This window comes from Bacillus subtilis subsp. subtilis str. 168 (genome assembly GCF_000009045.1).
GTDB classification, from domain to species: Bacteria; Bacillota; Bacilli; order Bacillales; family Bacillaceae; genus Bacillus; species Bacillus subtilis.
In genome coordinates this window covers 1,834,390-1,850,889 of record NC_000964.3, presented here as the reverse complement: position 1 = coordinate 1,850,889, position 16,500 = coordinate 1,834,390, and the positions used below count along the sequence as shown (strand labels likewise).

General features: G+C 46.1%; 1 protein-coding gene. It reads right to left on the bottom strand.

The genetic code is table 11. The features are described 5' to 3' along the window. Positions 1 to 14: 14 nt before the first annotated feature. The gene (pksN, locus tag BSU_17210; protein NP_389602.3) at positions 15 to 16,481 is read right to left on the bottom strand and encodes a trans AT polyketide synthase of type I involved in bacillaene synthesis; all 16,467 of its coding nucleotides are present in this window, start codon (positions 16,479 to 16,481) and stop codon (positions 15 to 17) included. Between the last annotated feature and the right edge of the window lie 19 nt (positions 16,482 to 16,500).

The window sequence follows — 16,500 nt, the reverse complement described above, 5'->3', positions numbered from 1 at the left end:
TGGCGTTTCCCCTCCTATAACAGTTGTTGAATCTTTGTGTTGTCACCCGGGTGATAGCTTCGCAGCTTTTGAATGGCGGAGCCGTGAGTTTCCGGGTACACTTCAATCGTTTCTTCTGTCTGTTCCGCTTCATCATTCGTTTCGTTTGCCATTTTCATCATTACTAGCTGCTTCAGCGGTCCCCCGAGCAGCAATTCCAAAGCTTCCATTGCTTCAGGGGCTTCAATTGAGCCTATGCCTGCCTGAGCCATTCTCTTTTGGTAATCCGGTGATGAAACAACACCAATGCTTCCCCAATAACTCCAATTCATCACGGCTACTGTACAAGGCCATACTTGAGAAAGCCGCTGTGCAAAAGCATCCTTAAAACTGCAACCCGCAGCGTAATTGCTTTGTCCGGAAGCTCTTGCAAACGATTGTACGGAAGAGAAAAACAAAACAAAATCCAGTGGTTCATGCCGGAAAACTTGAGCCATTCGCACGCTTACATCAACCTTTGCAGCAAGAACGTTTCTGAAACATTCCTCACTCATATTCATCAGGCTTCGGTCTTGTAAGACAATTGCAGAATGGATGATGCCGTTGATTTCACGATGTGTTTGTTTCATTGTTTCATACGCGCGTTCTAATTCCTCTCGGTTAGCCGCATCTGCTTGAATGTAATACGGGGCTCGCCCTAGACGTGCAAATCTGTCCAGCTTGCTTTGAATGGCTGCATCCTTTTTCCTTCTGCCAATCCAAACGATCTGCGCCTGATATGTTCTGATCATATATTCACTCCACGCCTCACCAATACCGCCAGCTCCGCCTATGACAACATAAACACCTCCGTGCTTATACTTCGTGTGCACCGGTTGATTGTTGTGTACTGGAATTAGACGAAGCTTATGCCAAATCTTGTTTCGATAGGCCCACGTATTCCCTTCTTGATCGGCAGGCAAGGAAAGGAGTTGAGATAACGGCAGGTCTTCGTATTTTTTAACATCGATCAGCTTTGTCTGCCAATTTGGATATTCTTTTGACATTGAACCGATCAGGCCGTGCACCCCGGCATCGACCGGGTCGACAATATCATGCTGATCAACATATTGTGTGTTCACCGTCACGATCGTCCAGCTTATCTCCTTCTGTCCATAGCCTAAAGAAAGCATTGCCTTAATGAGCCTATACATTTGAATGACGCCTTGATCTTGGGCTTCAATCATTTCATCGCCGACTTCGCACTCTGTCACACGAGAAGGAGACATCCACACGATGTGGTCAAACGATCCGAGTGCTTCAAGCTGGCCTGTAATTCTATGAATTGATGCGTTCGGCTCAATGTACAGCTCCTTGGCAAACGGAAACTCCCTTTGAACAGCTTTTCTGCTGTTGTCATCCCCTCCGAGGATGACAACACGCTCATCAGCAGGCGAAATGCTCCTCTTCTCCAGCTGCACTCGATCCCATATCGGCGCCATAAGAAGCGCTCCGTTAAGAGTTGCTTTGGAGTTTCCTAGTGATGTCGGCCCGTCTGGCGGTTGTATGCCTTCTTCCAGCAGCCTTGAGGTAATCCCCTTGATTCTTACACACACTCGGCCTTGTTCATCACACAAATCAATATCCAGTCTCTGTATTTTGTCCTCATTAGGACGAGATGTCACAGACACCCACATTTTATTTGTACACGGGCTGAATATTTCTAGCTCTTGCAGCGCAAAAGGCAGAGAAAGCTGCTCGTCACCGGAATTCAGCTTTAGCCCGATCGACGCTTGTAAAGCAGAGTCGGCCATACTTGGATGAAGAACGAATTCATTCAGTGTGTGAGTTACACCAGCAGGCAGAGAAAGCTCTGCCAAGGCTTGATTGCGGCCGATGTAAAGCCGATCTATCCCTTGAAAACCAGGTCCGTAGTCAATGCCGATCGCCTTAAACAATTCATAACACTGGTCGTGTGAGAGTGTGCTTAAACTGCATTGGTCTTGAAGCGCGCTGATATCCTGGACTGGAATGTCTCCTGCCCCACGGATTGAAGCACTGCCTTGACAATGTATCTTTCGATCATTGTGTGCAGCCTCTGTATAGACGTTAAAAGCAATCTCGCCGTCCTGCTGGGGATTTAGACTGATATCCACTTGAACAGGCTGGCCATCCGCCACAATCGGCTGCACCCACACAACATTTTTGATGTGAATAACAGATTGTTGATCTTCGGTTCTTCTCACTGCTCTTGTAACGGCAGCATGAACCATCTCAAGATATGCCACGCCCGGCATAACCGGTTTTCCCTTCACCTTATGATCGGCGAAAAAGAACTCAGCACCTGTAAAGGCCGAGCTGAAACGCTGCTCTGACAAATCAGATGTGTTGACATGTATCAATGGATGCAAAGCTGCTGATTCGACTGTTTTTAAAGCTGTTTGATGGGCGGCTGCCTCCTCTTTCGTATCCGTTATCCAGTAGCGTTCTTTCGCAAATGGATAGGTAGGGAGGCTGATGCGTTTCGGCTGTTTGCCGTCATACAGTTTACTCCAGCCTATTTCCATGCCTTTTACCCATAAATCAAGCAGTCTTTCATATATGTGAGGCTCCCAGCTATTGTTGAGCGTTTTCTGTACTTCGTCATCTGATCTCAATGTTTGTGCGATACCTTTTTCTGCTCTGCCTCTGTACATGTACTTCGCATTGGTGCCCCCTTCTATAAAGAGGTTCAGTTTTTCCAGCAAGTCCCCAGTCGAGACAGCGATGATCCCTAATCTCTCCTCCATTGCATCACGCCCCTCTTGGAGTGTATAAGCAATATCAGTGAGGTCACGAGCAGTGATAGATCGCTTGCTGATAAAGTCTGCTAATTGCCGGGCTTGGTCTTTCAGACGATCTTCATCCTTTGCCGACAAAATAAAGATGCCCGGGTGCTGTGCTGTCACGGCTGGTGCTGTTGCAGGATGGGTTGTTTCTTTCGGAATATATTCCTCAATGACCACGTGGGCATTGACGCCGCCTATCCCGAACGAACTGATACCTGCGCGGCGCGGCAGCTCTCGGCCGGCTTCATCCCGAAGCGCCTGCCACTCTCTCGATTCCTGCACAATATAAAACGGGCTGTCATCCAGTCTGATATACGGATTAACAGTTTCACTGTACAGACTTTTGACAAGCGTTTTATGCTTGAGCTGCAATAACACTTTAATGACACCAGCCACACCGGCCGCCAGTGATAAGTGACCGATGTTTGTTTTCGCTGACCCAAGTCCGCAATGGCTGCCATGAACAGCCGGGTCCCCCGTTTTTTCATACAGCTCTTTAAATGCCGCTTTTAAGCCGTTGATTTCTACTGGATCGCCCAGCTCTGTTCCAGTCCCATGCGCTTCAATATAAGTTACGGTTCTTGGATCAATTCCCGCTTTTTCATATGCTGTTTTTACGACATCCGCCTGAGCTTTCGGATTAGGAGTCGTTAGAGAATTTGCGCGGCCACCGTGGTTTACCGCACTTCCTTTAATGACACCGTAAATATGATCACCGTCTCGTTCAGCCGCTGTCAGCTTTTTCAGAAAGAGAATGCCGGCACCTTCACTGACTGCGAATCCATCGGCTTTGTCAGAAAATGTTTTGCATCTTCCTTCTTTGCTCAGCGCCCCGGCTTTATCATAGGCGATATGGCCTTGCGGAGTTACGACCGTGTTGACCCCTCCCGCAATCGCCATTTCACAGTTTCCATTTTCAATGGCGCAAACCGCATGATGAATGGCGACCAAAGAGCTTGAGCACGCAGTGTCGATCGGTTCACTCGGCCCATGAATGTTCAGGAAATAACTGACTCTATTCGGTCCTGCAGAAGGACTCATATTCGCAGCCGCTGAGCCTTCGATGTCTACATTTGACAGAAGTGAACTGTACCCTGTGTTTCCTGTCCCGATGAAGATGCCCGTTTTGGTTCCTGCCAGGCTTCTCGCTGAGTGTCCCGCTTCTTCTACCGCCTTCCACGCATAGGTCATTAACAGGCGCTGCTGAGGCTCCATCTGCTCAGCCTCCAGCGGAGATATGCCGAAGAACAATGGATCAAAGTCAGCAACTTCATCAATAAAACCGCCCCATTTGACGTTTGTTTTATTCGCTTCTTTCAGAGGGTCTCCGTAATACTCCTGCCAATCCCAGCGGTCTTTTGGAACCTCTGTAATACAATCTGCGCCCGATGACAGGTTCTTCCAATATTCCTCAACGTCTTTTGCCTTTGGGAAAACGCCGCTCATCCCCACAATCGCAATAGGCTCAGGCTTGTGATCAGCTTCCTTTTGCATTGGTGTTACCGAAGGTTTTACAAAGCGGTTTTCAGTCGAAAACGTCATATTTTTTATATTCTGTTCGACAGGCTGCATCAGCACCTCAGCTTTGGCAGGCGTTTGAGCTGTAAAAGCATTTGGATATTCTTCTGACAGATACCCTGCAAATGCATAAACAGTTGCGTGCTCAAAGAAGACCGTAGGCGTAAGATCCAGCTTGCACTTCTCATTCAGTGTATTTGCGAATTCAGTTAACGTAATCGAATCAAATCCATATTGATTAAACTCCATGTCCGGGTCAATCTCTTCAGGTTTGATTTTGAGCAATTGAGAGATTGTTTGCTTTAAAACTTCTTGAATGTGGTCAAACATATTCCCTTGATCCATTCTTGCTTCAGATGTCACCCGTACTTGCACTGTTTTCATTGGTACATCATCAGAAGACGGCTTTTGAGTCAGCTTTTCCCTCATCATGTCTTTGAATCCTTCCATGACGATGACTTGATCTTTGCCAAATGCCAAACCTTTATACAGCGCTTGAATGCCGGTCTCGGTCCGCATTGGAGTCACACCTGTGTTTTTCAACGTCATGTTTTCAATTTCTTTATTCGCGCGCATGCCGCCTTCTTTCCAGAGCGGCCAATTGATTGACAACGTTTGTCCGTGCCTGTACATGGCGGTTACAAGCGCATTCCGATAAGCAGCATAACTGTCCATAAATGCATTAGCCATTGCATAATCGGCCTGTCCCGCGCTGCCGGCAACACTTGATATTGAAGAAAAGAGGATAAAGAAATCTAACGCAAGATGCTCGGTTGCCTCATCCACATTCACAAGCCCTTTCACCTTAGGAGCGAGAACTTGTGTCAGCTCTTCATTGGTTTTGCTCATAAGATAGTTATCTTTAATCAGCCCAGCGCTGTGAATGACACCATTCAAGTCTTCGTAATCAGACGTAATGCTTGTGATAAGCTCGGAGGCTGCTTCCGTTTGTGTCACGTCAACCTGCCTGTATTCTGCGCGAGCCCCTAATTGCTGAAGTTCGTTAAGCTCCGCCTGCTGATCCGCATTCAACGCGGATCTGCCTGTCAGAATGAGCACAGGCTGTTCGGCTTGGCGAGCAATCTCTTTTGCAAAAATAAACCCAAGTCCTCCTGCGCCGCCCGTGATGAGGTATACACCTTTATCTCTCCACGGCATGCTTATTTCCCGATCATCTATTTGCATTTCATCCAGATCATTGATGTACCGTTTGCCTTTTTCATATTTGATGTGCTGATCTTCTGTGTGCCTTTTATTCTCTTTCAGTTTTTCTATTACACTTTCAACATTTTCATGTGAATCGATTTCAATCGTCTGGCCGATTAGTTTTTTATTCTCCAGGCCGGCGGTTTTAAGGAGCGCCGATAGCCCTGAGAATGAGTACTGCTTTCTTTGTGCAGAGGTAAGCAGCTGGATCAGAACATTGCCCTGAGGTCTGCTTTTGAGAAGACCCTGGACCGTCTCAAGCGCTTGTTCGGCATAATCTTGGAACCTCTCTGCAAGTCCTTCGCGGAATGACTCCAAAACGATGCATTCCGCTCCTGTCATTCTTGATTCAATGCGATCTTTTGAGAGGCCATTCATGTCGCAAAGCATGACAATGTGCCGTTCGTAATGAGGCTCAGGACTTTCTTTTTTAAAATCCTTGGGCACCCATTTTTCTTCAAACATCAGGGTTGCCAGCGTTTGATCAGATTCCGCCGATCCAGAGCCGCCTTCTGCTGCTCTGAAAGATAATCCTTTCATCCGTACGCAAACATTGCCGCTCTCATCTAAAATATCCATATCGCGCTTTTGCACCTTATCAGTTGCCTTGCTGCCTTGGCTGTATCTTGCGTATACCCACATTTCTGACGAACATGCTCCGAAGACTTCAAGCTCCTGGACCGCAAAAGGCAGTGTCAGCTGGTTATCCCCGGCTCCTGTCAAAATGCTTGACGCCTGCAAAGCAGAATCCATCAGCCCAGGGTGCATTTTGTATTGGCTGAGCGTATCTGCAGCTGACGGATGCAATGACAATTTTGCCAAAACAAATTGTTCAGCTGTATAGATTTTTTTCACTCCGCGATAAGCAGGACCATATTCAAATCCAATCATTCGATAGGTGTCGTATACTTCGTTTACGCTGAAATGACTTTCCTGACACTGCTCCCGCAGAGATTGCAAATCAACCGCCGGCAAATTTTCAGCAGGATTCAATACCGCGCTGCCTTGACTGTAGACGATTGACTGTTCGCCAGTAACGTCTGAATGACCATAGATTTCATAAGAGATCTCACCATTTTCTCCCGGTAAAAGCCTAATGTGTACTTGCTGCGGCTGATCCTCTACAACAATAGGCCGCACCCACACCGCATTCTTTAGCTTCATGATGCGCGGTACACCTTGTACCTCTGCGGCCTGCTCAACAGCTGCCCGCGCCAATTCAAGATGAGCCACTCCCGGCAAAATCCGTTGGCCTTTCACAACATGATCAGCAAGGAAAAACTCTTCTCCCGTATAAATAGAGCTAAACCTTTGTTCCGAGAGATTGGATGTGTTTTGATGCATTAATGGATGCAGCACGGCTCCGCCAAGGCGGGAGGCTGCTTGATTTGCATCAATGCTGCCGCTTTTTTCAATATGATCAGAGATCCAATAACGGTCTTTTGCGAAAGGATACGTCGGCAAGCTGATGCGCTTTGGCAGATTCTCGCCATACAATTTCGTCCAGTCTACATCAAGCCCTTTTACCCATAATTCAAGCAATTTTGCATACTTTCCCCGTTCCATCCATTTCTCGACGGCTTCTTGAATCTCTTCGTCCTCTGTCAGCATTTGGAGTGTGCCTTTATCAATCCTGCCTTTAAATACATCCTCCACACCGCTTTTCTCCGCTGCAAAGTCTTTTAACTTTTTCTGTAAATCCTCAATGGAACCGGAAATAATCCCGAGACGTTCTTCCATCGCATCCCGTCCGGCTTGCAGTGTATAAGCGATTCGGGCGAGATTTACGTCACTATATGTTTGCTTATCAAGCGCATCTGCCAGCTGCTGTGCATGTTCTTTTAGCCGCGCTTCATTTTTAGCCGATAAAACGAAGATACCCGGATGTTCCGGCGCGATGGATGGTATATTCTCATCGGATGCTTCCGGAATATATTCCTCGATAATCACGTGGGCGTTTACTCCGCCGATTCCAAATGAACTGACACCTGCCCGTCGAGGAAGCTCTTCTCCCTGTTCATTTTTCAGCGCTTTCCATTCTTCCGTTTCCCGTACGATATAGAACGGACTGTTTTTCAGCTGAATGTATGGATTCACGTTTTCGCAATGCAGACTTTTCACTAAGGTTTTATGCTTAAGCTGCAATAATATTTTAATAACTCCTGCTGCACCGGCTGCCAGCGATAAGTGGCCGATGTTTGTCTTTACAGACCCTAATCCGCAGTAAGGATTGGCTGATGTGTCTCCTTCATTTACACCCAATGCTTTAAAAGCTGATTTCAAACCGTTAATTTCAACCGGGTCTCCAAGCTCCGTTCCGGTTCCGTGGGCTTCAATGTAGGTCACGGTTTTCGGGTCGATTCCCGCTTTTTGATATGCCGACTGAATAACATCTGCCTGCGCCTTCGGATTGGGAGTCGTTAAAGAGGCTGCACGGCCGCCGTGATTGATTGCACTGCCTTTTATGACTCCGTAAATATGGTCTCCCGCTTCTTCAGCCGCTTTTAATTTTTTCAGGAACAGTATGCCGGCACCTTCCCCATGTGCAAAACCATCGGCTTGATTTGAAAACGTCTTGCATTTTCCTTCTTTGCTCAGTGCTCCCGCCTTATCAAAGCTGATATACACCTCAGGAAGGATAATCGTATTTACACCGCCGGCTAATGCCATGTCACAAGTGCCTTCCTCAATTGAAGAGATGGCATGGTGGATCGCCACTAGTGAACTTGAGCACGCTGTATCAACCGGTTCGCTCGGCCCATGCAGATTAAGGAAATAACTGACCCGGTTCGGACCGACCGATGGGCTCGTATTGGCTGCCGCTGATCCTTCTATTGCCGAGTTCGCTTTAGATAGAAGAGAGCTGTATCCTGTATTTCCCGTTCCGATGAAGACGCCGGTTTTTGTGCCTGACAACCTTTTCGCCGAATATCCTGCATCTTCGATCGCTTTCCAGGCGTAAGTCAGCAGTAAGCGCTGCTGAGGTTCCATTTGTTCAGCTTCACGCGGGGAAATGCCAAAGAATAATGGATCAAAATCTGCAATACCGTCAATAAAACCGCCCCATTTCACGTTCGTTTTATTGACTTCCTTCGCCGGATCACCTTCATATTCACGCCAATCCCAGCGATCTTTCGGGATTTCCGTCATGCAGTCTTTGCCCTCTTTTAAGATGTTCCAGTACGCCTCAACGTCTTTCGCCATAGGGAAAATCCCGCTTATGCCCACAATGGCAATTGGCTCAGGCCCAGCATCACTCTGTATGGCGTTTGGCAGCATGACTTGCTGCTTTCTGCGTCTTTTAGCTTTGGCACGCACGGCTTGTTCCTGTTTCGCAGCAGGCTGAAGCTGAGCCGATACAGCGCGCACAGCAAATGTCTTCGCAAATACCGATTGATATTCTTCTGACAAATGCTTGCCAAACGCATGAATCGTCGGGTGGTCAAAAAATACGGTTGGCGTCAGCTCTAACTGATAGGCGCGATTGATATGGTTGGTGAATTCAGTCATGGAGATAGAATCAAAACCATACACCGTCATCTCTGCATGATCGTCAATCGTTTCAAGCTTGACCTTTAACAGCTTGGCGATCTCTCGCTTTAACATCGCCTTTACTTTATCCAGCAAACTGTCTGCATCAATGCTATTTATTTGTTCAGTCATGTGTTCTGCTTCCTTCTTTTCCATAGGTGCTGAGGCGTTTTTGGCCAGCATGTTTTGTTTTATTTTCTGCACATCGCCTTCGATCACCATTACTTGGTTTGCCTCTGAATGAAGTGCTTGATATAATGCCTGAATTCCTTTTTCCGCCCTCATAGGAACAATACCGGCAAGTTGCACAAGCCTTTTCTCAGTTTCTTGATCGACCTGCATGCCTCCATCTCTCCATAAAGGCCAGTTTACAGAAAGCGTCTGCCCATGCCGCTGGCTGAGGTCGGCAAGCCTATTTCGATAGCCTGCATACATATCCATAAATACATTGGCTGCCGCATAGTCAGACTGACCAATGCTCCCTAAACTTCCTGAAAGAGATGAAAAGAGAATAAAGAAGTCTAAAGGCAAATCCTTACTCGCTTCGTCTAGATAAACAAGCCCTTTTACTTTAGGCGCCAGTACATCGTGCAGATCTTTTGCCTGTTTATTAACCAGGTAGCTGTCCTTGATGATTCCGGCACTATGAAGAATACCGTTCAGACGGCCATATCTTTTTTGAATGTCGTCAATGAGCTGATAGACTTCAATTTTATTGGTAACATCTGTTTGCCGGTAGGTGATGTCAGCCCCCTTGCTATGAAGCTCTTTCAGCTTTTTGCTTTTGCTTTCGCTAAGAGGTGAGCGGCCCGCCAGAATGACTGTCGCATTTTTCGTTTGTTCCGCAATTTCCTTTGCAAAAATATGACCTAGTCCGCCGGCACCTCCTGAAATGAGATAAACGCCATTGTCTTTCCACGGTTTGCTGCCGTCTCCTTTTGCCTGTTTGATTTCACGCCAATCAGCAATATACCGTGTCCCGTTTTGATATTTGACATATGAATCGCTGCTCATTTGATTTTCTAACAGTTTGCCAGCAATGCTTTCTCCACTTTCTTCACTGCTGACTTCAATCATTTGGCCGGTTAGTTTGGCATTTTCCTGACAAGCTGTTTTCAGCAGTCCTGTCAACCCTGAAAACAATTGCTGTTCTCCCTCGGCAGAGGTCACGATCTGAACGAGAATGCCGTCTTTCGGTTTCGTACGAATGATCTCTTGTACCTTTTTAAACACTTGTTCTGTATAAGAATGGAAACGCCCATCTACTGAAGAAGGCCTTGCTTCCAGGCTGTATACATGGACATCCTCGATGGCTGCTTCAATTTGTTTTCTCGTCTCATGATCATATTCACATAGGAATACGAGATGCTCTGCATATTTTTTTGCAGCTAAGCTGTTAGCAGCCTTTTGTTCTTGCCAAACGGGCTGAAGCAATAAAGTTTCAGCGTTGATTTTTGATGGTTCGGTTTGTATATCTGCCTCCATCACTCTCGTCGAAAATCCTTTCAGCCGCACACAGATCATGCCATGCTCATCACATAGGTGAATATCGACTTTCTGTATCAAATCTCCTGGTTTGTTTTTCGAGTTGAATTGAACATAAACCCACATGTCAGAAACGCACTGACGAAAAACCTCAAGTTCCTCCAGTGCAAATGGCAGTGCTGCCTTAAAGTCTTCAGTGTCTGAAAGTTCCGCTCTGACGACATTTTGCAAATATTCAGCCGCCTGTAACGCCCCGTCCATTACACTTGGATGAAGAACATAATCGCCCAACGTATGTGCAACAGATTCTGGCAGTGATAATTTGGCAAGCAGCTGGCCGTCGCCTTTATATACGGCCTCTACACTCTTGTAACCTGGACCGTAATCGGCGCCGATCATCCCTTCATAAAACGAGGCAGCATCCATTTTGCTTTGATCACATTGTTTCTTGATCTTAGAAAGATCCAGTGCTTTTTCTCGCTTTAACTGAATCAATTCCGCTTTACCTTGGTTATATACAACTGGTTCTGCATCAGCGGATTCCGGATCACCATACATCCGATAAGCAATATGTCCGCCATCTTCATCGTAAAGTCCGATATTTACCTGAACCGGCTCACTTCCTGCTACAACCGGGCGAACCCACACGACATTTTTCAGCCTGATTCCAGTTTCATGATCCTCCAATCCGCCAATTCCTTGTTCTATAGCGGCTCTTGCCATTTCAAGCGTGACCGCCGCCGGCAAAATCGCCATGCCTTTAATGATATGCTCGGCAATAAAATACTCTTGTCCTGTGAAAATGGAGCTGAAACGCTGCTCTGACAGAACCGATGTATTATGGTGCACCAAAGGATGCAAACGAGATGGTTCAATTGTTGTGATAGCGCCGGTGCTGCTTTCAGGCCAGTATCGTTCTTCGGCAAAAGGGTATGTCGGCAAGCTGATGCGGCGTGGCTTTATATTTGGATAGAGCCTGCGCCATTCAACGTGAAAGCCATTTGCCCACATCTCGGCAAGCTTTCTCAATTCTTCTTTTGATATCCGCGATGAAGCCATATCATCTGCTTCAGCATTTCCAAGCAGCTGTTCAGCGGATGTCATTCTCGTTTTTTCTCCTTGAATACAGCCTTCTGCGAGCGGCTTTCCAGTCACAAAAGCTTCCAGCTGATGTTTCCACTCTTCCAGATCGTTCACTATAAAAACGATCCTGTTATCCATTGCTTCACGGCCGACTTGGAAGGTATATGCAATATCTCTTAAAGAGAAATGCCTTTGCTCGTCTTGACTGATATAGGACAGCATTTCCTTCGCGTATACTTGGAGCCGTTCACTATTTTTTGCTGATATAGGAATGATGTAAGGCTGATTGCCTTCGTTTTCGGCACCTGCATCAGAAATGTTTTCATATTGCTCAAATATTGCATGGGCGTTAGTTCCGCCAAGGCCGAATGAGCTCAGAGCCGCCCGATGGACACCTGCGTGTTTCTCTAACGATTTTCGTTCACGGACAACATAAAAAGGAGAGCTTTCAAACTTTATATCCGGATTCGGCTCCGTACAGTTGATGGTCGGTGCAAGTTCATTATGGTATAAACTCATCGCAACTTTAATACATCCGGCTAACCCCGCAGCTGTATCCAAATGGCCGATATTCGTTTTCACTGAACCAATTCCGCAAAATTGTGTTTTGTCGGTGTATTGCTTGTACACTTTATTTAGAGCAGACATTTCAATAGGATCGCCTAATTTCGTTCCCGTCCCGTGCGCTTCAATATAACTGACCGTTTCAGGATGGATCTTGGTTGTATCCAATACATGCTGTATCACTTCTGTTTGGCCTTTTACACTTGGCGCATAGAAGCCTGCCTTCTCTGCCCCATCATTATTGATGCCTATTCCGCGCATAATGGCATAAATATGGTCTCCGTCTTTTACGGCATCCACAGCTTTTTTCAGCAGGATGACTGCTACGCCTTCACCTCCGGCCATTCCGTCCGCCGAAGCATCGAACGCCTTCACATGCCCGTCGCTTGAAAAATTCAACCCGTTTTGGTGCACGTAGCCGATCGCTGATTGTGCGTGCAATGTTGCGCCTCCGACAAGCGCATATTGTGATTCGCCCGATGTCAGGCTTTTGTATGCTTGATATAAACCGACTAGTGATGAAGAACAGTTAGAATGAACAAAATAGCTTGGCCCTTTTAATCCGAGCTTATGTGAGATCATTGTGGGAATGGTTCCGCTTTGGGCTAAAACCCAAGAGACATAGCCATCCGGTGATTCATGTCCTTCTGTTGTCTCCTTCGGCAATAACGTTCTATATGAATTGCTGCTTGCAGACATATATACACTTGTTGCCGGAATCTCCTTAGCCACATATCCTGCATCTTCAATCGCTTTCCAGGAGTGCAGCAATAAGAGGCGAAGCTGAGGGTCCATATACTCAGCATCTTTTGGCGAGATTTGAAAGAAACCGGGATCGAATAAGTCTTTCCCTTCGATCACAGATTGCACAGGCACATAGTCAGGATGCTGTATCAATTCTTCGGGAACTCCATTTGCGCGAAGCTCTTCTTCAGAAAAGAATCGTATGCTTTCTTTGCCTTCTTTGATGTGGTTCCAGAAGTCATGATGATTTTTCGCACCCGGGAACTGGCAAGATATCCCCACAATCGCAACACTGTCGTCAAAATAAGGGGGAATCTTCTGTTTCGGGTATTTTCCATCTTTTTTGTCATCATGATCATCTTCATTTTGTGTCCCGGCTAGATCTGAGTTTTTCATCTCCAAAATGTATTCACTGATTGCACGGATCGTGGAATACTCAAACAGCTCAGTAACATGAAACTCACAATCGAATTCTTTTTTGATTCGTTCAGCCACAGCTACAGCCAGAAGCGAATCGCCGCCCGCATCGAAAAATCCGTCTTCCGGCCCAAATCCGCTGACCTTGAGCGTTTCCTCCCAAATGCGCAGCACCTGATCCTCTATTTCCGTTAATTGCAAGTGATTTGGTTTCCTTCTGTTGAACACGATCTCGCGTTTTTCTAATTCTTTACGGTTCACTTTTCCGCTGGGCGATAATGGAAGCTCATCTAAGCGGATAAAGTGTGAAGGTATCATATATTCGGGCAGACTCGATTTTAGATGAAGGCGCAAATCTTTTGGATTGGCAGAGGCATGTCCGCTTTCCTCTGTATAATAAGCAGCGAGCTGTTGATGGCCCTCAAGCTGCTTCACCACTACCGCCTGATCTAAAATGCCCGGAAATTCACCCAGCTTTGTTTCTATTGCGCCCAGCTCGACGCGAAAACCGCGTATTTTGACTTGGCTGTCAATCCGTCCCAAGTATTCTATGTTGCCGTCAGGAAGCCACCTTGCTGAATCACCCGATTTATATAGCTTCGTCCCTGATTCAAAGGGATTATCAATAAATTTTTCAGCCGTAAGCCCCGGCTTTTTAAAGTAGCCTCTTGCTAAGCCGGCTCCAGCGATGCAAAGCTCACCTGGCTTTCCGATCGGGACAGGCTTCAAATGCTGGTCCACAATATAAATTTTCGTGTTGGAAACAGGCTTTCCAATCGGTGTATGGTGACTTGCGATATCTCCTTTTCCGCATCCGAAATACGCAGCGTAAATGGAGGCTTCCGTCGGTCCGTATATATTTTCAACACGGCAGTTTGTAAAGAGCGATACCGCCTTTTTCACTAATACTTTAGGGAAGGCTTCACCTGCAACCATCATATACTTCAGCGGACCGTCCTCTGTGAATCGCTTGTTGTCTTTCGCCATTTCTAAAAAAACATGCAGCATGGCCGGCACAAAATTAATGTGAGTCACTTTATATGTTTCAATATAATCCATGCAAAGCTGCGGTGATTTCTCCCCATTAGGCGGAAGAATCACTAGACGGCCATCTCCAATAAACCATCCGAATAATTCTGAGATCGATACATCAAACACATAGTTCGTCTTCAATAAATATGCATCCTCAGCCGTTACAGGATAGTGAGATTCAAGAAAATTCAGGGTATTCATAATGCTCCGATGCTCTACCATAACCCCTTTAGGCTCTCCGGTGCTTCCCGATGTATAAATAATATAAGCGAGGTGTTCCGGTTTTACTTCCCGCTTTAAACCGCTGCTTTGCTGGTCTGTATAACCGTTTCGGCAAGCTAACTCGATATTGATCGCTTTTACATGGCTGCCAGTTAATCCGCTGATCCTATCATGAACGTTAGGTTGGGTGAGGACAATGGATGCCTGACTGTCTTTGAGCATGTACTTTAATCGTTCTTGCGGAAAACTTGGATCTAACGGCACATACGCTCCGCCAGCTTTCAGTATTCCTAAAATTCCGATGATCATATCAAACGAACGCTCTGCACAAATGCCAACGGGCTGTTCAGGTCTAACACCCTGATGTTGAAGGTAGACTGCCACAGATGTGCTTTTTTCATCTACTTCTTTATATGTAAGTGATCTGTCTTCAAACATCACAGCAACCGCATCGGGGGTTTGTTTCGCTTTTTCCTCAAACACCTCATGTATACACTTGTCATTTGCGATGTTTGTCCCTGTCGCATTCCATTGTTCCAGCAAACTAGTTTGTTCTTGATTTAATTGCAAAGAGTAGGCTTCAAGCGGCAAAGACGGGTCCTCCATCATGTGCTGCGCGAGCTTCATATAGTTCTCCATCATGCTTTCAATGGAGGACAGTTCGTACAAATCAGGGTTGTACAGAAGATGAAGCACTGTTTCATTTTCTTGCTCATATATTTCGAGCGCCAGCTCAAATTCACCCTCTTGCCGAATGTCTTCAATATATTCGATGCCAAGCGTTTGATACGGTTCAAGCACTTTTTGCAAGCCTGTTGCCTGAAAAAAGTTTTGGTACAGAAAAGCTGTTTGAAAAACCGGAGAATCCGCGGCCGAGCGGTCTACATTCAGCTCTCTTACCAATGCAGGGAACGGAAACGCCGCATGATCCAGGCCGACAGCCACTGTCAGCTGCAGTTCCCGAATAAATGCTGTTAATGGCTGAGATCCGATATTCTTGCTCCGAACAGCCATCATATTGATAAAATAACCGATTAGGGTTTCAAATCTGTCTTCTTGCCGACCCATTGTCGGAACGCCAACAATGATATCCTTTTGTTTTGTATAATGATGCAGCAGCACTTTGTAAATGGAGAGAAACACAACCGATTCATTCACATGATTGGTGCGGGCAAACGATTTAATTTGATTTCTCAGGTGATGAGGGAGCAAGCTTTTATAAGCTTGCCCCTTAAATTTTCGTGCTGAAGACCGCGGACGGTCAGCAGGCAAATCAAGAACTGGCAGACTCCCAGACAACTGTTCTTTCCAGTAAGCGAGATGCTCTTCCCCTTCTCTGCCAGTCAGCATTCGATTTTCCCAATCGACAAAATCGTAATAATCAGCTGTTGATGGCTGCTGCAAGGGTTCAATCCCATTCAGCAATTGTTGATACGCTTCGAATAGCGCCGATATCAATGTCAGCATCGACACACCATCAAATATGATATGGTGAATTGTTATAAGAACAATGCATTCTTCTAACCGATGAAAAAGGTGTGTGCGCCATAACGGACCAGCTTCCAACTGGAAAGGTTCTTTTGCTTTTTCTTTTAGAAAAGGCATAATATCTGCTGATTTCATTGCTGATATATCCTCTTCCACAAAATAAAGATCCTTTGATAACTGAACCGATTGAAATGGAATGCCATTTTCTTCTTGAATCACACTGGCTAAGACCGGATATTGTCTCTGTACAAACAGAAGGGCTTTCTTGAACGTCTCTGCATGTATTGGTTTGCTGAAGCGAAAGCATAAAGGAATGTTATATGCACTCATCCCAGGAGACATTTTTTGAAGCATCCACAGCCCTTTTTGCCCTTCTGAAAGCGGGCTTTTCAACTGCCGCTTCATGCCTTTAAGATGTTCTTCC